This window comes from Micromonospora sp. CMU55-4 (genome assembly GCF_011602315.1).
In the GTDB taxonomy this organism is placed as follows: domain Bacteria; phylum Actinomycetota; class Actinomycetes; order Mycobacteriales; family Micromonosporaceae; genus Micromonospora; species Micromonospora chalcea.
On sequence record NZ_JAAOLH010000018.1, the window covers coordinates 49,296 to 68,088 of the forward strand.

An 18,793-nucleotide genomic window follows, 5' to 3' on the forward strand; every position below is an offset into this window, starting at 1 on the left:
GTGCCGGTCGCAGGTGTGAGTCAATCCGCCCGGACGAGGGTCTCGGCGAGCGCCTCCAACCCGGCCCGGTCGACTCCTCCGGGCAGCAGCGGCAGTTCGATCATGGGCAGGCCCAGCTCCACCAGGTCGCCCCGGAGCGAGTCCTCCAGCTCTCGGCGTACCTGCTGGTCGTGGGCCTCCTCGACGAGCCCGGCCACGGTCGGGCCGTCGGTCGGCAGGCCGGCGGCGGCCAGCCCGCGCTCCAGCTCGGCCGCGGTCACGGCCCGGCCGGCCGGCACCGGCGGGCGGACGCCGTTGACGATCACCCGGCCGACCGGGAAGCCGAGCTGGGTCAGCTCGGCGACTGCGTCCAGCGTCTCCTGGACCGGCATCTCCTCCAGCAGCGTGACCACGTGCACGGCTGTCATCGGCGACCGGAGCAGCGCGGAGACGCCCTCGCTCTGGGTCTTGATCGGGCCGACCTTGGCCAGCCGGGCGGTCTCCGCTGTCACGTTCAGGAAGCGGCCGATGCGCCCGGTCGGCGGCGCGTCCAGCACGACCGCGTCGTACGTCCGGCGCGAGCCGCTGGTCCGGGTGGTCGCCTCCTTGACCTTGCCGGTGAGCAGCACGTCGCGCAGGCCCGGCGCGATCGTGGTGGCGAAGTCGATCGCGCCGAGCTTGCGCAGCGCCCGGCCGGCCGCGCCGAGCTTGTAGAACATGTCCAGGTATTCCAGGAGCGCCGCCTCGGCGTCGACCGCCAGCGCCCGCACCTCACCGCCGCCGGGCGCGTCGGCGAGGTGCCGCTCCTCGTACGGCAGCGGGTCGGTGCCGAAGAGCTGGGCGATGCCCTGCCGGCCCTCCACCTCGACCAGCAGGGTGCGCCGGCCCCCGGCGGCCAGGCCGAGGGCCAGCGCGGCGGCCACGCTCGTCTTGCCTGTGCCGCCCTTGCCGGTCACCACGTGCAGGCGGGCCGGCCATCTGCCGGCGGACTCGGCCGGCTGCTCACTCGCTGCCACCCGTCGAGCCTAACCAGCCGGCCGGATCAGCCGACCTCGCAGACCCACCAACCCGTCTTCCGCACCACTGTGAAGCGCAGGGACTGCTCGGCGACCTTCTCGTCGGCGGTGGTCATGGTCACCCGGGCGGAGACGGTGGCCCGGTCGCCGGTCTCGTTGTCGACGGTCGGGTTGCTCCAGCGGAACCGGGGGTTCTGGTACTGCTCGGCGTACTTGCGCACCTCGGCGACCTTGGCGGCGATCTTCTCGTCGTCCCGGGCCGCCGAGCAGACGAACGTGGCCGCCTTCTCGGCGTCCCGCTCCTGGTAGACGGCCTTGAGGAAGCCGTCCACCGCGATCTGCGGCTCCTTCGCTCCCTGGCCGTTCTCGGCGTCGCGCAGGACCAGGAACGCGGCAGTGCCCCCACCGCCGCAGAGCAGGACCGCGGCGGCCAGCACCAGCGAGGCGATGAGCAGCGCCGGTCGCTTGCGTGGCGGGCCACCGGGCGGGCCGGGCGGATACGCCGGTGGCCCGGCGGCGGGAACGGCGCCCGGCGGTGTGCCGCCGCCGGGCGGTGATTGTGGGTGCGGGTCGCCGGGCGTGCCGGTGTCGCCACCGGCGGGCGGTTGGGTCATCTGTCTCCCCCGGGTTGCGGCTCCCGTCGCCGCCCCAGGCGACGGGCACGGGTCGAGGTGGTCGGGCGCGCGTCCGCGCGTGCCCAGTCCGGAAGGGTAGCGGTCGGCGGGGCGCTTGCCAGCCCCGCGTACGCACCGGCGGGAGGCGAGTTCGCGGTCGCGTTCCGGACCAGGCTTGTGTCACATATGTGACTGGTTGTGACGAAGCATGCGCGTCCCGTTGCCGGGACTGGCTGGAGGTCCTACGTTCGTCCCGACACGGAGAGCCGGACCCGCCGGACGGTGCCGAGGCGGATGGCGGTGTCAGTGAGCAGGTACGACGCCCGGAGGCGACGCATGCGCGACGCGGAGAACACCCCCCGAGCCCAGTTCCCCGGCGACCGGTCCGGCCGGCCCGGCGAGGCCGACGTGCCCGCCTCGTTCAACGAGCGGTCGTACCGCCTTCCGGTCGAGGTGGTCCGGACGCCGTCCCGCCCCGGCGCGAAGGGGCGGGACGAGGACGAGCCCGGCTACGTCATCCACCTGCCGGTACGGGTGGCCGACCTCGCCGCGGCCACCGCGCTCGCCGGCACCGTGGCCACCTCGCTGAGCTTCCTGGTGGAGCTGGACGCGGGCGAGACCACCGTCTCCACCGCCGACGACCAGAACAACAGGCACCGGGTCTTCTGCGATCTGCTGCTGCCCGACCGCAGCCGGTGCCCGCAGCGCTTCGAGCACGAGGGCCCGTGCGGCGAGCCGCCCTCCGCGCCGGAGCCGCGTCCCGCGTCCCGTTGACGACGGCGGACCGTAGGCTGTGCCTGACCGAAGTCCAAGTCAGGCAAGGGAGCCCTCCTCCGATGCAGAAGTGGGAATACGCCACGGTGCCGCTGCTGGTCCACGCGACCAAGCAGATCCTCGACAACTGGGGCGAGGACGGCTGGGAACTGGTCTCGGTGGTGCCCGGCCCGAACCCGGAGCAGCTCGTCGCGTACCTGAAGCGCCCGAAGGGCTGAGCGGCATGAGCAACGGACCCCACGCGAAGCTCGCCGAACTCGGCCTCGCGCTGCCCGAGGTGGTGCCGCCGGTGGCCAGCTACGTGCCGGCCGTCCAGTCCGGGCAGCACGTCTACGTCTCCGGCCAGCTGCCGATGGCCGAGGGCAAGCTGCTCGCCACCGGCAAGGTCGGCAACGGCGTCTCCGCCGAGCAGGCGAAGGACCTGGCGCAGCGGTGCGCGCTGAACGCGCTGGCCGCGATCGACGCGCTGGTCGGGCTGGAGAACGTGGTGAAGGTCGTGAAGCTGACCGGCTTCGTGGCCAGCGCGCCCGGCTTCACCGGCCAGCCCGGTGTGATCAACGGTGCCTCGGATTTGTTCGGCGCCGTGTTCGGCGAGGCCGGCCGCCACGCCCGCAGCGCGGTGGGCGTGGCCGAACTCCCCCTCGACGCCCCGGTAGAGGTAGAGGTCATCGTCGAGGTCGTCTGACCCGCCCCGCCGAGCCCGCGATCTTGCGGTTGCCGCCCTGGCAGAAGCCCCAGACGGGGACAAACCAGCGGCGGGAACTGCAAGATCGCGGGGAGTGGCCGGGGGAGTCGTACGATCGCTGCCATGGGTGGGCGTGTGACCGGGGCCGCTGGGGCGCTTGCAGATGGGCTGCCGGGGTGGGTGACGCTGTTGCGCGCGCCCAATCCGGGGCCGATGACGCTCGACGGGACCAACACGTGGGTGCTGCGGGCCGGGCCGGACGCGCCGGCCCTGGTGGTCGACCCGGGCCCCGCCGACGAGGGGCACCTCGCCGCGATCGCGGCCCAGGGGCCGATCGGCGCGGTGCTGATCACGCACGGGCACCCCGACCACACCGAGGGCGCGCCCCGGCTGCGTGAGCTGCTCGACGGCGTACCCGTGCTCGCCGCCGACCCGGCCCACACCGCCGGCGGTGACCCGCTCACCGCCGACACGCGCCTCGACCTGGGGCTCGACCTGCGGCTGCTGCCCACCCCCGGGCACACCGCCGACTCGGTCTGCCTCCTCGCCGAGCACGACAGCGATCGGGTGGTGCTGACCGGCGACACGATCCTCGGGCGGGGCACCACCGTGGTGGCCCACCCCGACGGGCACCTCGGCGACTATTTGTCGAGCCTGGAACTGCTCTCCACGTACCGGGAGGTCCCGGTGCTCCCGGGCCACGGCCCGGCGCTCGCCGACTGCGGCGCGGCGGCCGACTTCTACCTGGCCCACCGGCGGGCCCGGCTGGACCAGGTGCGCGCCGCCGTGGCCGCGGGCGCCACCACCGCGCCCGAGGTGGTCGCCGTGGTCTACGCCGACGTCGACAGGTCGCTGTGGTGGGCCGCCGAGTGGTCCGTCCGCGCCCAGCTCGAACACCTCGGAGTGGAGCAGCCGTGACCTGCCCGGTGTGCGGGACGGTAGCGGTACCCGGGGCGCGGTTCTGTCACAACTGCGGCGCGGCGCTGCCGGCCGCCGCCACGCTGCCCGCCGCCGAACGCCGCGTGGTGACAGTGCTCTTCGGTGACCTGTCCGACTTCACCTCCTGGTCGGAGGACCTGGACCCGGAACGGGTCGGCGCGGTCACCGACCGGGTGCTCGCCGCCCTCGCGGGCGCGGTCAAGACGTTCGGCGGCCACGTCGACAAGCTCACCGGCGACGGGATCATGGCGGTCTTCGGCGCGCCGGTCGCCCACGAGGACGACGCCGAGCGGGCGGTCCGCGCGGCGCTGTCCATGCAGCGCGCGGTGCGGCGGGTGCTCGACGACGAGCGGGGCGGCGGCGCGCCGCTGGGCCTGCGCGTCGGCCTCAACACCGGGGACGTGATCGCGGGCATCCAGGCGGCGATCGAGTACACGGTCATCGGCGACACGGTGAACACCGCCGCGCGGCTCGCCGACGCCGCCGCGGTCGGCGCGGTCTACGCCGGGGCGCGCACCTCCGCCGCCACCCGGCACGTCGCCTCCTGGCGGGCGCTGCGCCCGCTGCGGCTCAAGGGCAAGCGGGAGCCGGTCGAGGCGTACGAGCTGCTGGGCCTGCTGGACGCGCCCGGCACCCGGTCCGGTCTCGGCGACGAGGCGCCGTTCGTGGGCCGGGAGACCGAGATCGGCCGGGTCGCCGGCCGGCTCGCCGAGGTGATCGACCGGGGCGAGCCCCGGGTGCTGCTGATGACCGCCGAGGCGGGCATCGGCAAGTCCCGGTTCGCGGCCGAGGTGGAACGCCTCGCCGCCGGATACGACGTCGGCGCCGGCCGGTACGCCGCGCACACCGGCGCCCGGGTGCTGTCGGTGCGGTGCGCCGCGTTCGGCGAGCGCCGCCGCCTGGCCCCGCTGGCCGACCTGGTCCGCGCCGCCGTCGGCCTGCCCGGCGACGCGGCCACCGCCGTCACCCGCCCGGCCGTCGAGGAGCGGCTGCGCCGCCTCGGCCAGCGCCTGTCCCGGCTCCCCGGCGACCCGCCACCGATCGCCGTGGACCAGCTCCTGGCCCTGCTCGGGTACGCCGAACTGCCGCCCGCCACGGAGAACGGTGAGTGGAACGCGGCCGGGCCGCCACCGGACGACGAAGCCGTGCCGACCGCTGTCGCGGACCTGCTCACCGCGCTCGCCGTGGAGGCGCCGCTGGTGATCGTGGTGGACGACCTGCACGACGCCACGGCCGAGACGCTCAAGGCGTTGGCGCTGACCCTCAACCGGCTCAGCGGGCCGGTGCTCGTGCTGCTGCTCGGCCGTCCCGAGCTGGTACGGACCGCCGGCGCGCTGACCCGGGTCGCGGACGCCGAGGTGCACGCGCTGCCGCCGCTGCGCGGCGCGGACGCCTCCCGGCTGCTCACCAGCTACCTCGCCGGTGGCCGCATGCCCCAGGCCGACACGGACCGGCTGCTCGCCACCGCCCAGGGCAACCCGTTCTACCTGGCCGAACTCGTGACGCTGCTGATGGAGCGCGGCGCGCTGACCGCCGGGCCGGGCCGCGGCGCGGACGTCGGCTGGCGTCTCGCGCCCGGCTCGCTCGGCAGCCGGCTGCTCTCCCGGGACCTGGCCGCGGTGCTCGCGGCGCGTATCGACGCGCTGCCGCCGGATGCCCGCTCGGCGCTGCGCGACGCCGCGGTGGTGGGCGACACAGTGCCCGCCGGTGCGCTGGAGGCGCTGCGCGAGCAGCGGCTCGGGCAGGACGGCCGGCCCGCCGCGGTGGCCGCCGTCGAGCTGGACCGGGCCGTGGAGGAGCTGCTGCAACGCCGCATGCTGCACCGCACCCGCACCGGGTTCGCCTTCGCCACCCCGCTCATGCGGGAGGCCGCGTACGCCGGGGTGAGCAAGGCCGAGCTGGCCGAACGGCACGCGGCGCTGGCCCGCTGGGCCGCGCCGGAGAGCGTGGACGGGACGGGCGGCGCCCCGGCGGGCGCCTTCACCGAGGCCGCCCGGGACGACTTCGTCGCCGAGCACGTCGAGCGGGCCACAGCGCTCGCCGACGCGGTCAAGCTGCGCCCGGACGCGCCGGCCCGGGCGGTCACCCCGCTGGGCGTGGCCGCGCTGGGCCGGGCCGCCCGCCGGTCACTGCGGTCGGGGGAGCCGGCTCTCGCGGTCGAGTACGCCGAACGCGCGGCCGAGCTGGCCCGCGACGGCGTACCGCCGGCCGACCGGGTGACGCACGCCCGGGCGCTGCTCCAGATCGGCCGCCCGGCCGACGCGCTCGCGTTCGCCGAGAAGATCGCCGCGAACACCGGTGACCCGGCCACCCGGACCGCCGCGCTGCTGCTGGCCGGGCAGGCCCAGCAGACGCTGGGTGACGCCGAGCGGGCCGAGCGCAGCTGGCAGGAGGCGTTGCAGGTGGCCACCGACGCCGACCTGCCCACCATGCGGGCGTCGGCGATGCGGCGGCTCGGCATGGCCGACTTCATCGCCGGCCGGCTCGGGCAGGCGAGCAGCCGGCTGGCCGCGTCCTATCAGGTCAGCCTGGCCGCCCGGGATCCGCGCGGGCAGGCCTGGTCGTTGCAGAACCTGGCCTGGGTGACCACCACCCGGGGCGACTTCGCCGGCACCGACGCGGTGCTCGGGCGGGCCGCCCGGCTCTTCGCCGAGCTGAAGGACCCGTACGGGCGGGCCTGGCTGCGCGGCACCACCGCGTTCGCCCGGCTGCTCGCCGGACGGCTGCGGGAGGCGTGCCGGATGGCGCGGGTGTTCCTGCCGTTCGGGGAGCGGGTCGGCGAGGCGTGGGCGGTCGGCACGCTGCGCGCGGTCGAGGCGTACGCCACCGCCGAGCTGGGCGACCTGGCCGAGGCGGACCGGGCGGCGCGGCGCGCGTACCGGGACTTCGCCGAGGTGGGCGACGACTGGGGACAGGGCTTCGCGCTCGTGGTGCGCGGCGTGGTGGCGCGCGGGCTGGGCGAGCCGGAACACGCCGCTGACCTGTTCACCGACGCGCTCGAGTACGCCGACCGCACCACCCACCCGCTGCTGACCGGCATGGCCGGGACGCTGCGCGGCTTCGTGGCGCTGGACATGGGCGACCACGAGACCGCCGAGCGGGAGGCACGGTCGGTGCTGACCCGGGTGGAGCCGCACAACCCGCAGGCCCCGGCCCAGGTCGCGCCCCGGGTGCTGCTCGCCATGGCCCGCCTCGCGGCCGGTGACCCGGGCACCGCCGTGGGGCTGCTGGCCCCGGTCGCCACCGGCGCGGCGAACGCGCCCTCGCTGCTGTTCTCCCGGCGGCAGACGATGGCCCGGTACGCCGCCGCGCTGCTCGCCCACGGCCAGCGCGAACAGGCGCTCGACTGGGCGCAGCGGTCGATCACGGCGCCGGCCGAGGACGTGCGCAGCCAGGTGGTGGCGCGGCTGGTGCTGGCCGAGGCGCTCGACGCCTGCGGCCGCCGGGCCGAGGCGCTGACCAACGCGGAGGAGGCGGTACGCCTCGCGTACGCCACCGAACAGCGCAGTGAGCGGATGGTCGCCGACGCGTTGCGGGTCCGCCTCTCCGGCGGCTGATCGCCCGCTGTTCTGACGGTTCCGGGGATGTGTTCGTCGGTGGAGCCGGTTAGCGTGGGCGGCGACAGTCGTGGATCGACTGCCGCCTCCCGGTGCGCGCCTGCGTCACCGGCGGACCACGCTGGGGAGGGACGATGAGGCTGCCGCGCTCGGGCGCCGGCTGGACGATCGCGGTCTTCGGGCTCCTCGCGCTGCTCCTCGGCGCGCTCGGCCTGATCTGGCCGGAGACTCAGCTTCGTCTGCTCGGCTTCGAGGTGCCGGCCGAACGCGCACCGGGCGACTACACCGGCACGTTCCTCACCGCGTCGTCCATGGCCTCGTTCAACATGGGGGTCTACTACCTGCTCGCCGTCGCCACCGAGTGGCGGCCGTTCTACCGCTTCACTGTCTGGTTCCGCCTGGTCACGTTCACCGTCTTCACCATCGCGGTGCTGTCCGACGTCGCGCCGGACCGGTTCTTCGCGGTCGCCGCGTGGGAAGGGCTGGGCGCGGTCGCGACAGCCGTCGGCCTGTGGTGGGACGCGCGCCGGGCGGGCACCGCCACTGACGACTCCGCGCCGGATCCGGTGCCGGCCACCGATGCGGCCCGCTGAGCGGCCGGACCAGTTGGGTATTTTCGAACCGTGACCGAGACCCCGCCCGGCGCCGTGCGGCTGCCAATCGTGCCCGGTCTGACCGATCTGCAGGTGTTCGCCCGGGGCGGCTACGCCACCATCTACCGGGCCACCCAGATCTCGGTGGGGCGCGAGGTGGCGGTCAAGATCGAGAACCGGACGCTGGACAGCGAACGCGACCAGGCCCGCTTCCTGCGCGAGGCCCGCGCCGCCGGGCGGATGTCGTCGCACCCCCACGTGGTCGACCTCTTCGACGTCGGGGTCACCGTCGACCAGCACCCCTACCTGATCATGGAACTGTGCGACGGCTCGTACGCGGAGCGGATGCGCACCTCGCCGCTGGGCCCGGAGGAGACCCGCGACCTCGGCGTGAAGATCGCCGACGCGCTGGCCCACTCGCACGCGGCGGGCGTGCTGCACCGGGACGTCAAGCCGGCAAACATCCTGCACTCCGAGTTCAACTCGGCGGTCCTCGCCGACTTCGGCCTGGCGGTGCTCGCCGAGTTCCGTGACTCCTCGGTCATGCTGGAGGCGCTCACCCCGGCGTACGCGCCGCCCGAGACGTTCAACCACAGCCCGCCCAGCCCGGCCGTCGACGTCTACTCGCTGTGCGCCACCCTCTACGCGGTGATGTACGGCCGGCCGCCGCGCTGGCACTCGGAACGCAACCCGAGTCTGGTGACCGTGCTGGAGATGTTCCAGCAGCCCATCCCCGGGCTGCCCGGGGTGCCCGGCGAGCTGATCGACGTACTCCGGCTGGGGATGTCGAACGACCCGGGCGCGCGTCCCTCCGCGGTCGAGTTGCGCGGCCTGCTCGCCGGGCTGCCGCTGGACGGCGCCCCGGCCGGCGGCGCGCTCTACGACGGCGCCGAGCGCTACCGCCGTAGCGGCGGCCCGAACCCGCGCCCGCCCGCCGACGACGACCACCCGACCGTGGCGTCGCGGGCCCGCCGCTGGCCCAAGCGCTGGTTCCTCGGCGGCGCCGGGGTGCTCGCGCTGGCGGCGTCGGCCGGTGGCGGCTGGCTGGCCGCCGGTCACACGCCCGCCGCTCCGCCGACCCCGGTGACGAGCGGCGTGGCCGGGGGGCCGGTGCCCGGCTGCGCGTCCGCCGACGTGCGGCTCCCGGCCGGCGCGCGGTGCGCTTCCGAGCTGGAGTGCTTCGGTCCGGTACGGCTGCGCCGCGACCGGGCCGAGGCGAGCCGGGTGCCCTGCGACGGCCAGCACACCTGGGAGACGTACGCCGCGGGTGACCTGCCGGCCGGTCTCGCCGGCGCCAAGCACGACGCGGTGGTCGCCGACCCGGCCGTCGGCAAGGTGTGCAACCCTGACACGTTCCGGGTGGTCAGTGGCGCGGACCCGGCGAACGGATGGAACCTCGAGGTGCTGCCGCCGGAGACCGACGCCGACCGCACCTACCGGTGCCTGGCCGGGCGGGGAGTGAACGCGCTCGCCGGGCCCACGCTCACCGGCCGCTGAGCCCTCGGCTCTGCCGCACCGACCTCGGGTCGAGCGTCTCCAGCGTGTCGGCGTCCACCGCGGTCTGCGTCCGCAGGCCGCGTACCGCCCGCGGGTCCAGCGTCTCGAGCGTGTCCGCGTCGACCGGATGGCCGCCGGGGGCGCGCAGGTTCCGTACCGCCCGGGGGTCGATCGCCTCGAGCGTGTCGGCGTCCACTCCGTACCCGGCCTCGGGCAGCCAGGTCTCGGGCGACGGGGTGTGCCCACCACCGCTGACGGGCTGGCGGGCCGCGGTGATCGTCACCCCGGCGATCATGCCCAGCACGACGCAGACCAGGGCCAGCACGACCGACAGGATGCCGGGCGGGCGCCACACCGCGAGGGCCACCACCGCCGCAACCGTCGCCAGGGACGCGACGACGGCCTTCGCCCGCGCATCGGGCTTCGGGAACGATCTCACCCGACAAGCATGGCCCAGCGCGGCAACCTGTCAACCGGCGGGCCGAGACGGCTTCCCGTCAGTGACGCTCCACTTCGGAGCGCCAGAAGCGTCGATCGAGCAAAAATCGTTACATCTGTTGGCCGGCTGCCGTATCGCTCCGGGTTGGGAAGCCGCTACCGTGAGCGTCGATCCGGGAGTGGCGAGGCCGAGGTCTCCTCGACCACACCGCCCAGTGACGGACCCCCGGGGTACGGCAGGTGATCGGGCACCCGCCGTACCCCGGGCCCACCTCGGTCAGTAGGACTTGTCCTGGCCGAGGACGTGCTGGGCGACGAAGTTGAGGATCATCTCGCGGCTGACCGGGGCGATCCGGCCCGCGCGTACCGCGCCGAGCAGCGTCGACACGCCGTACTCGGTGGTCATGCCGGCCCCGCCGAGCGCCTGGACGGCGGTGTCGACGGCGAGCGCGGCGGCCTCACCGGCCGCGTACTTGGCCATGTTGCCGGAGATGCCCGCTTCCAGGTCGCGACCCGCGTCGTACAGCGTCGCCGCCTTGTAGATCATCAGACGGGCCAGCTCGACCTGTACCGCCGCGTGCGCGAGCGGGTGCGCCACGCCCTGGTGCGAGCCGATCGAGTTCCCGCCCCACACCTTGCGGGTGGCGGTGTAGTCGCTCGCCCTGTCGATCGCGTACCGGCCGGTGCCGGCGCCCATCGCGGCCACCGTGATGCGCTCCGGGTTGAGCCCGGCGAACAGCGCCGGCAGCCCGGCGTCGAGCGACTCGCCGACGAGCGCGTCGGCGGGCAGCCGGACGTCGTCGAGGAAGAGCAGGAACTGGTTCTCCGGCGACAGGATCTCCATGTCCAGCTTGGACTTCTCCAGGCCCGGCGCGTCGGTCGGCACGATGAACAGCGCCGGCTTCAGCTTCCCGGTGGACGCGTCCTCGGTGCGAGCGACCACGAGGACGTGCCCGGCCTCGTCCACGCCGGAGATGTAGATCTTCCGGCCGCTGAGCAGCCAGTCGTCGCCGTCGCGCCGGGCCACTGTGGAGAGCCGGTGGAAGTTCGAACCGGCGTCCGGCTCGGTGATCGCGAAGACGATCTTCTCGGAGCCGTCGGCGAGCCCGGGGAGGTGCTTCTTGCGCTGCTCCTCCGTGCCGTGCTTGCTGATGATCGTGGCGGCGATGGCGGGGGAGACCACCAGGAGCAGCAGCGGGCAGCCGGTCGCGGCCAGCTCCTCGCACACCAGCGCCAGGTCGGTGATGCCGCCGCCCCCGCCGCCGTACTCGGTGGGGATGTTGACGCCCAGGTAGCCCAGCCGGCCGGCCTCGTGCCACAGCTCGGTGGTGTGCTCGCCGGCCTTGGCCTTCGACACGAAGTAGGAATGGCCGTACTTGCGTCCCAGCTCCCGTACCGCATCGCGGAGCTGGTCCTGTTCGGGGGTGAGGTCGAAGTTCACTGGGGGTCCTCCTCGGGGTCCACGACGGCCAGTACGGCACCCGTCTCGACCTGGCCGCCGGCGGGCACCGGCAGTTCCGTCACCACGCCGTCGGCGGGGGCGAGCACGGGATGTTCGAGCTTCATCGCTTCGAGCGTCAGCAGCAGGTCACCGGCGGCGACGCGCTGACCGACCTCGACGTGCACCCGGGTGACCGCCCCGGGCAGCGGCGCGAGCAGCGACCCGGCCGCCAGCTCCGCGGTGGGCAGGGGCAGGCGGGGCAGCTCGGTGAGGCTCGCCGCCCCGTCCGGGCCGTCCACGAAGACCGACGACCCCACCCGGTGTACGCGGAAGGCCCGCCGAACCCCGTCGACGTCGAGCACCACCCGGTCCGGGGCGGCTGTCACCAGCTCGACCACCGGCAGCTCGGTGTTAACAGGGGACCCTTCCTCTACCGGATCCGTTAAGAGGGGGCCCTTCCTTCCCCACTCGGCGAGGGCGCCGGTGCGGTCGAGGCGGTAGTGGATCTCGATCTCCTCGTCGCCGGGGCCGGTGAACCGGGTGACCTGCGGGAAGGACGGCACGTTGCGCCAACCCGACGGCAGCCCGGCCAGCACCGGGGCGGCGGCCCGGCGCGCGGCGGCAGCGGCCAGCGCGGCGGCCAGCGCCACCACCGGAAGCTGCTCGGCCGGCAGCAGCGGCTCGAACACCTCCGGGTGCCGGTCCAGGAAGCCGGTGTCGACGTCCACGGCGGCGAACTCCGGGCTGCGCAGCACGCGTACCAGCAGGTCCCGGTTGGTGGCCACGCCATGCAGCTCGGCGCGGGCCAGCGCGCCGGCCAGGGCGCGGGCCGCCTCGGTGCGGGTGGGCGCCCAGGCGACGAGCTTCGCCAGCATCGAGTCGTAGTGCACGCTCACCGTCGAGCCGTCCACCACGCCCGAGTCCAGGCGCAGCCCCCGGGCCGGACCGAACTCGGCGGCGACCCCGGGGATCGCGAACCGGTGCAGCGTGCCGGTGGCCGGACGGAAGCCCTGAGCCGGGTCCTCGGCGCACAGCCGTACCTCGATGGCGTGGCCGTCGGCCGGCGGCGTGGTGGTGACCGGCAGCGGCTCGCCCTCGGCGACGAGCAGTTGCAGCCGGACCAGGTCCAGCCCGGTGGTCAGCTCGGTGACCGGGTGCTCCACCTGGAGGCGGGTGTTCATCTCCAGGAAGTGCACCTGCCCGTCCGGCGCGAGCAGGAACTCCACTGTTCCCGCGCCGACGTAGTCGACGGCCCGCCCGGCGGCCACCGCCGCCTCGTGCAGCGCCGCGCGCACGTCGTCGGGCAGCACGCCGGGCGCCTCCTCGACGATCTTCTGGTGGCGGCGCTGGATCGAGCAGTCGCGTACCCCGAGGGCCACGACGGTGCCGTGGGTGTCGCCGAAGATCTGCACCTCGACGTGGCGGCCGCGTTCCACGTACCGCTCGATGAAGACGGTGCCGTCGCCGAACGCCGCCGCCGCCTCGCGGCGCGCGCCCGCGACGGCCTCGGCCAGCCCGGCCGCGTCGTGGACGATCCGCATGCCCCGGCCGCCGCCACCGGCGGCGGCCTTGACCAGCACCGGGAAGGCGGTGACCTCGGCCGGATCGGTCCAGGTGGGCAGCATCGGCACGCCCGCGTCGGCGAGCAGCGCCTTGGCGGCCATCTTGTCGCCCATCGCCGCGATCGCCTTCGCGGACGGCCCGACCCAGGTCAGACCCGCGTCGGTCACCGCCGCCGCGAACTCGGCGTTCTCGGCCAGGAAGCCGTAACCGGGGTGGACGGCGTCCGCGCCGGACCGGCGGGCCGCGTCGAGGATGGCGTCGATGCGCAGGTACGTCTCGGCCGGCGTGTTCCCCGGCAGCCGTACCGCCTGGTCGGCGTCGGCGACGAACGGCGCGTCGGCGTCCGCGTCGGAGTGCACGGCGACGGTGGCCACGCCGAGGGCGCGGCAGGTGGCGAAGACCCGGCGGGCGATCTCGCCCCGGTTCGCGACCAGAAGCTTGGTGATCATCTTGAGTACGCCCCCTACATCCGGAAGACGCCGAAACCGTCGGCGCCCTTCACCGGTCCGTTGTGGATCGCCGACAGGCACAGCCCGAGGACGGTACGGGTGTCCCGGGGGTCGATCACCCCGTCGTCGTAGAGCCGCCCGGACAGGAACAGCGCGCCGGACTGCGACTCGATCTGCTGCTCGACCATCATCCGCATGGCGGCGTCGGTGTCCTCGTCGTACTCGCGGCCCCGGGCGGCGGCGGCCTGCCGGGCCACGATGGACAGCACCCCGGCGAGCTGCGCCGGGCCCATCACCGCCGACTTCGCGTTCGGCCAGGTGAACAGGAACCGCGGCTCGTACGCCCGGCCGCACATGCCGTAGTTGCCGGCGCCGTAGGAGGCGCCCAGGTTGACGGTCAGGTGCGGCACCTTCGAGTTCGACACCGCGTTGATCATCAGGGCGCCGTGCTTGATGATGCCGCGCTGCTCGTACTCGGTGCCGACCATGTAGCCGGTGGTGTTCTGCAGGAAGACCAGCGGTGTGTCCGCCGCGTTGGCGAGCTGGATGAACTGCGCCGCCTTCTGCGCCTCCTCGCTGAACAGCACGCCACGGGCGTTCGCCAGCACACCGACCGGGTAGCCGTGCAGCTCACCCCAGCCGGTCACGAGCGCGGTGCCGTAGCCGGGCTTGAACTCGTCGAACGCGCTGTCGTCGAGTACCCGGGCCAGCACCTCGCGCGGGTCGAACGGCACCTTCAGGTCGGCGCTGGCGATGCCGAGCAGTTCCTCCGGGTCGTACCGGGGTGGCAGCGGATGGGGGTTGCGGGGCGGCGGGCCCTGCTTGCGCCAGTTGAGCCGGCGGACGCACTGCCGGGCCAGCCGGATCCCGTCGCGTTCGTCCTCGGCGAGGAAGTCGGCCAGGCCGGACGTGGTGGCGTGCATCGCCGCGCCGCCGAGCGACTCGTCGTCGGTGACCTCGCCGGTGGCCATCTTCACCAGCGGCGGCCCGGCGAGGTAGACCTGCGAGCGGTCCCGGATCATGATGGTGAAGTCCGACATGCCGGGCACGTACGCGCCACCGGCGGTGGCGTTGCCGAAGACCACGCTCACCGTCGGGATCCGCTGCGCCGACAGTCGGGTCAGGTCCCGGAACACCCGGCCGCCCGGAATGAAGATCTCCGCCTGGGTGGGCAGGTCCGCCCCGGCCGACTCGACCAGGTTCACCATCGGCAGCCGGTTCGCCGCCGCGATCTCACCCGCCCGCCGGGTCTTCGCCAGCGACCACGGGTTGATCGCGCCCCCGCGTACCGTCGGGTCGTTCGCCACGATCAGGCACTCGACGCCCTCGACCACGCCGATGCCGGTCACGGTGCTGGCGCCGACCGGGAAGTCGGTGCCGAACGCGGCCACCGACGACAGCTCCAGGAACGGGCTGTCCGGGTCGAGCAGCAGCTCGATCCGCTCCCGCGGGAGCAGCTTGCCGCGACCGTGATGGCGGGTCACGTACTTCTCGCCGCCACCGCCCCGGGCCTGGTCGAGCGCCGCCTCCAGTTCGGCGAGGCGTTCCAGCAGCGCCTCCCGGTTGGCGGTGAAGGCGGGCGCGGACGGGTCGATCGTGCTCTGCAGAACTGTCGTGCTCACAGGCCCATGCCCTTCGCGATGATCTCGTTCATGATCTCGGTGGCGCCGCCGCCGATGCCGAGCAGCCGGGCGTCGCGGTAGTGCCGCTCCACCTCGGCGTCACGCATGTAGCCGAAACCGCCGTGCAGTTGCAGCGCCGCGTCGACGACGAAGTCGCACGCGGACACCGCCACGTTCTTCGCGATCGCCACCTCGGTCACCACCGGCTGCCCGGCGGCGACCCGCTCGGCGACCTCGTGCACGTACGCCCGGGCCGCCTCGGTGCGGGAGTGCATCTCGGCCAGCCGGTGCCGCACCACCTGCCGCGAAACGAGCGGCCGGCCGAACGTCTGACGGTCCCGGCACCACCGCACCGTCAGGTCCACGCAGCGCTGCGCGGTCGCGTACGCCTGCGTGGCGAGCGACAGCCGCTCGGCGGCGAACTGCTGCATGATGGCGAGGAAGCCGGTGTCCTCCGGGCCGACCCGGTTGCCCACCGGCACCCGGACGTCGACGAAGGACAGTTCGGCCGTGTCGGAGCAGTGCCAGCCCAGCTTCTCCAGCCGCCGGCCCACCGTGAACCCCGGCGTGCCCTTGTCGATCACGAGCAGGCTGAGCGAGCCCGACCCGGGAAAGTCGGTGCAGACCGCAGTGGTGACGAAGTCTGCCCGGACCCCGCTGGTGATGTACGTCTTGGCGCCGTTCACGACGTAGTGGTCGCCGTCGCGTACGGCGCAGGTGCGGATGCCCGCCACGTCCGAGCCGCCGTCCGGCTCGGTGATCGCCAACGCGCCGATCATCGTCCCGGCGAGCGCCGGCCGGACGTACTTCTCGATCAGCGCCTCGTCCTGAGCCTGAACCATGTGCGGCAGCGCGATCCCGTGCGTGAACAGCGCGGCGATCAGCCCCGACGACCCGCCCGAGCGGATGATCTCCTCGGTGACCACCATCGAGTCGAGCAGGTCGCCGCCGCTGCCGCCGACCGACTCCGGGAAGCCGATGCCGAGCAGGCCGACCTTCGCGGCGGTCTCGTGCAGCGACCGGGGCAGTTCGCCGGCCCGCTCCCAGTCGGACAGGTGCGGCAGCACCTCCCGGACCACGAACGAGCGGGTCAGCTCGCGTAGCTGCCGGCGTTCCGGCGTGTCCACGATGGTCATGCCGGAACCTCCGTCGGAAGATCGACCACCCGGGAGCGCAGCAGCTCGCCGAGCGCCTTGGCCTGGGGATCGAACCGGGTGGACGCGGCCACGCCCTGCCCGAGCAGCCCGCGGATCACGAAGTTGACGGCGCGCAGGTTCGGCAGCTCGTACCGCTCGACGGTGAGCGACGCCGTCTCCGGCAGCAGCTCGGCCAGCCGTTCCACGGTCAGCCAGTCGCGCAGCCACGGCCAGGTCGCGTCGGTGCGGGCCCAGACGCCCAGGTTGGCGTCGCCGCCCTTGTCGCCGGAGCGCGCCCCGACCAGCTCACCCAGTGGCCCCCGCCGGGTGGCGTGCAAGGAAGGGCCCCCTGTTAACGCCTCGTGTTGTACAAGGGTCCCTTCCAAACCGCTCGTCACCGTCGGCGGCGGGATCGGCACCCGCTCGCCGGAGGGCAGCACCGCCACGTGCTCGACCGCGTCCTGCGCGATCGCGTCGGCGGTGAACACCCCGTACGGCGTCGCGTCACCGGGCAGCGTGGTGAGCGTGCAACCCGGATAGGAGGCCAGCGCCAGCTCCACCGCCGCCGCCGAGAACGCCCGCCCGGCCCGCGACTTGTCGCCGTCGCGCAGATGTACGTGCAGCAGCGCGCTCGCCGCCTCGGTGTCGCCGGTGTCCGGGTGGTCGGTACGGGCCAGCGTGAACTCCAGCCCCTCCGTGCCGACCGACTCCTCGATCTGGGCGCGGACCAGTGCCGCCTTGGCCGGGATGTCCAGCCCGCACAGCACGAACGTCATCGAGTTGCGGAAGCCGCCCAGGTTGTTGACGCCCACCTTCAGCGTGTCCGGCGGCGGCGTGCCGCGCACCCCGGACACCCGGACCCGGTCCGGGCCCTCCTGCTCCAGCCGTACCGTGTCGAGCCGGGTCACCACGTCCGGCCCGAGGTAGTCCGGGCCGCCCACCTCGTACAGCAGCTGGGCGGTGACCGTCTCGACCGTCACCGCGCCGCCGGTGCCCGCGTGCTTGGTGAGCACCGACGAGCCGTCCGCGTGCAGCTCGGCGATCGGGAAACCGGGCCGGTGCCCGCCGTCCGGCAGTTCGGTGAAGAAGCTGAAGTTGCCGCCGGTGACCTGCGCGCCGCACTCGATCAGGTGCCCGGCCACCGTGGCCCCGGCCAGCGCGTCGAGGTCGTCGCGGGTCCACCCGAAGCGGGCGATCGCCGGGCCGACCGCCAGCGAGGCGTCGGTGACCCGACCGGTGACCACCACGTCCGCGCCCGCGTCCAGGCAGGCCGCGATCCCGAACGCGCCCAGGTACGCGTTGGCGGTCAGCGCGTCCGGCCGCTGGATCGCGTCGCCCTCGACGTACCCGACCCGCACCTGGAGGCCGAGCCGGTCGCCGAGCGACCGGATCGCGTCGGCCAGCCCCGCCGGGTTGAGGCCACCCGCGTTTGTGACCAGCGTGACGCCGCGCTCCAGCGCGGTGCCGAGCACGCCCTCCGCCTGGCGCAGGAACGTCTTCGCGTAGCCCAGCGACGGGTCGCGCATCCGGTCCCGGCCGAGGATGAGCATGGTCAGCTCGGCCAGGTAGTCACCGGTCAGCACGTCCAGCTCGCCGCCGTCGAGCATCTCCCGCCAGGCGGCGAAACGGTCGCCGTAGAAGCCCGACGCGTTCCCGATCCGCAGCACGCTCATGAGGGAACTCCGCTCGCCGGTTCCCGCTTGTCACCGGGCGGGCCGGCGAACGCCTGGGCCACGTCCAGCCACTCGTCGGCCACCGGCCCGGTGGCGGTCAGGGCCAGGTCGGCGCGGTGCCGGCGCTGCGTGACGAGCAGGCAGAAGTCGAGCGCCGGGCCGGTCACCCGGTCGGCCGCGTCGGCCGGCCCGAACTCCCAGACGTCACCGCCCGCGGGCGCGGTCAGCTCCACCCGCACCGGCGCCGTGGGCACCGCACGGCCGTGGGCGGCGAAGCCGTGCCCGAGGGTACGGAAGCCGAGGTGCGCGATGTGGCGCAGGCGCTGCGTCGGGGTACGGCTGACGCCCAGCGCGTCTGCCACGTCCTCGCCGTGCGCCCACGTCTCCATCAGCCGGGCCGTCACCATCGAGGTGGGCGACATGCTGGTGCCGTACCAGGGGATCTTCTGCCCGGCCGGGACGGCGGTGAGCGCGCCGGCGAGCGCCGACCGGCCGGAACGCCAGCGGGCCAGCAGCGCAGGCGGGGGCGCGAGGAAGGACTCCGCGCCGTCCTCGACCAGGCGCGACGGGTCCGGCGCGGCCATCACCGAGGCGAAGAACGCGGACTCGTCGGTGGCCGCCAGGTAGGCGACGTGGTCGGTCCAGGCCAGGTGTGCGATCTGGTGTGCGACGGTCCAGCCCGGGGCCGGTGTCGGCCGCTCCCATCCGTCCGGTGGCAGGTCCGCGACGAGCGCGTCGAGTTGTTCGGACTCGGCGGCCAGATCCGCGAGCAGGGCTGTCAGGTCGACCATTGTGCCTCCGGGCGGGGGTGGGTCAG

General features: G+C 74.2%; 16 protein-coding genes. 7 read left to right on the plus strand and 9 right to left on the minus strand.

The window, feature by feature from the left end:
- Nucleotides 1–20 precede the first annotated feature (20 nt).
- Nucleotides 21–995: an ArsA-related P-loop ATPase gene (locus tag HA073_RS25870; RefSeq protein ID WP_043327858.1), complete on the minus strand. Its 975-nt coding sequence runs from the start codon at nucleotides 993–995 to the stop codon at nucleotides 21–23.
- Nucleotides 996–1,021: 26 nt separating this feature from the next.
- Nucleotides 1,022–1,609: a hypothetical protein gene (locus HA073_RS25875; protein WP_069088218.1), complete on the minus strand. Its 588-nt coding sequence runs from the start codon at nucleotides 1,607–1,609 to the stop codon at nucleotides 1,022–1,024.
- A 336-nt stretch (nucleotides 1,610–1,945) separates the two neighbouring features.
- Here HA073_RS25875 and HA073_RS25880 point away from each other — a divergent pair, with 336 nt between their 5' ends.
- The 7 genes from HA073_RS25880 to HA073_RS25910 all read left to right on the plus strand — a co-directional run bounded on the left by HA073_RS25880 (nucleotide 1,946) and on the right by HA073_RS25910 (nucleotide 9,654).
- Nucleotides 1,946–2,383 (plus strand): hypothetical protein, encoded by a 438-nt coding sequence (locus HA073_RS25880; protein ID WP_043327859.1) that lies wholly within the window; start codon nucleotides 1,946–1,948, stop codon nucleotides 2,381–2,383.
- Nucleotides 2,384–2,445: 62 nt separating this feature from the next.
- Nucleotides 2,446–2,601 (plus strand): DUF4177 domain-containing protein, encoded by a 156-nt coding sequence (locus HA073_RS25885; protein ID WP_013289021.1) that lies wholly within the window; start codon nucleotides 2,446–2,448, stop codon nucleotides 2,599–2,601.
- Between the two features lie 5 nt (nucleotides 2,602–2,606).
- On the plus strand, nucleotides 2,607–3,068 hold the full coding sequence (locus tag HA073_RS25890) for a RidA family protein (protein ID WP_043327860.1): 462 nt from the start codon (nucleotides 2,607–2,609) through the stop codon (nucleotides 3,066–3,068).
- 123 nt (nucleotides 3,069–3,191) lie between these two features.
- On the plus strand, nucleotides 3,192–3,986 hold the full coding sequence (locus tag HA073_RS25895) for an MBL fold metallo-hydrolase (RefSeq protein ID WP_166457502.1): 795 nt from the start codon (nucleotides 3,192–3,194) through the stop codon (nucleotides 3,984–3,986).
- Complete coding sequence (locus HA073_RS25900; RefSeq protein WP_064446802.1) at nucleotides 3,983–7,564, plus strand: adenylate/guanylate cyclase domain-containing protein; 3,582 nt, start codon at nucleotides 3,983–3,985, stop codon at nucleotides 7,562–7,564. The genes HA073_RS25895 and HA073_RS25900 overlap by 4 nt, the downstream gene beginning before the upstream one ends.
- A gap of 134 nt (nucleotides 7,565–7,698) precedes the next feature.
- Nucleotides 7,699–8,157: a hypothetical protein gene (locus tag HA073_RS25905; RefSeq protein WP_043327862.1), complete on the plus strand. Its 459-nt coding sequence runs from the start codon at nucleotides 7,699–7,701 to the stop codon at nucleotides 8,155–8,157.
- 30 nt (nucleotides 8,158–8,187) lie between these two features.
- Nucleotides 8,188–9,654 (plus strand): serine/threonine-protein kinase, encoded by a 1,467-nt coding sequence (locus HA073_RS25910; protein WP_064446801.1) that lies wholly within the window; start codon nucleotides 8,188–8,190, stop codon nucleotides 9,652–9,654.
- On the opposite strand, the gene HA073_RS25915 is transcribed toward HA073_RS25910, so the two are convergent.
- From HA073_RS25915 to HA073_RS25945, 7 genes are all read right to left on the minus strand, one after another.
- A complete protein-coding gene (locus tag HA073_RS25915) occupies nucleotides 9,641–10,093 on the minus strand; it encodes a hypothetical protein (RefSeq protein ID WP_043327863.1) in 453 nt (150 codons plus the stop codon). The two genes, HA073_RS25910 and HA073_RS25915, sit on opposite strands and share 14 nt — an antisense overlap.
- Before the next feature lie 276 nt (nucleotides 10,094–10,369).
- Complete coding sequence (locus HA073_RS25920) at nucleotides 10,370–11,533, minus strand: acyl-CoA dehydrogenase family protein (protein ID WP_043327864.1); 1,164 nt, start codon at nucleotides 11,531–11,533, stop codon at nucleotides 10,370–10,372.
- Nucleotides 11,530–13,545 (minus strand): biotin carboxylase N-terminal domain-containing protein, encoded by a 2,016-nt coding sequence (locus HA073_RS25925; RefSeq protein WP_166457503.1) that lies wholly within the window; start codon nucleotides 13,543–13,545, stop codon nucleotides 11,530–11,532. The genes HA073_RS25920 and HA073_RS25925 overlap by 4 nt, the downstream gene beginning before the upstream one ends.
- A 14-nt stretch (nucleotides 13,546–13,559) precedes the next feature.
- Nucleotides 13,560–15,167, minus strand: a complete 1,608-nt coding sequence (locus HA073_RS25930) for an acyl-CoA carboxylase subunit beta (protein ID WP_069088221.1) — start codon at nucleotides 15,165–15,167, stop codon at nucleotides 13,560–13,562.
- Nucleotides 15,164–16,303, minus strand: a complete 1,140-nt coding sequence (locus HA073_RS25935; protein ID WP_064446799.1) for an acyl-CoA dehydrogenase family protein — start codon at nucleotides 16,301–16,303, stop codon at nucleotides 15,164–15,166. The genes HA073_RS25930 and HA073_RS25935 overlap by 4 nt, the downstream gene beginning before the upstream one ends.
- Nucleotides 16,300–17,976: an acyclic terpene utilization AtuA family protein gene (locus tag HA073_RS25940; RefSeq protein WP_064446798.1), complete on the minus strand. Its 1,677-nt coding sequence runs from the start codon at nucleotides 17,974–17,976 to the stop codon at nucleotides 16,300–16,302. Before HA073_RS25940 ends, HA073_RS25935 begins: the two co-directional genes overlap by 4 nt.
- Entirely contained in the window at nucleotides 17,973–18,767 is a 795-nt protein-coding gene (locus tag HA073_RS25945; protein ID WP_064446797.1) for a TIGR03084 family metal-binding protein, read from the minus strand. The genes HA073_RS25940 and HA073_RS25945 overlap by 4 nt, the downstream gene beginning before the upstream one ends.
- Nucleotides 18,768–18,793: the final 26 nt, after the last annotated feature.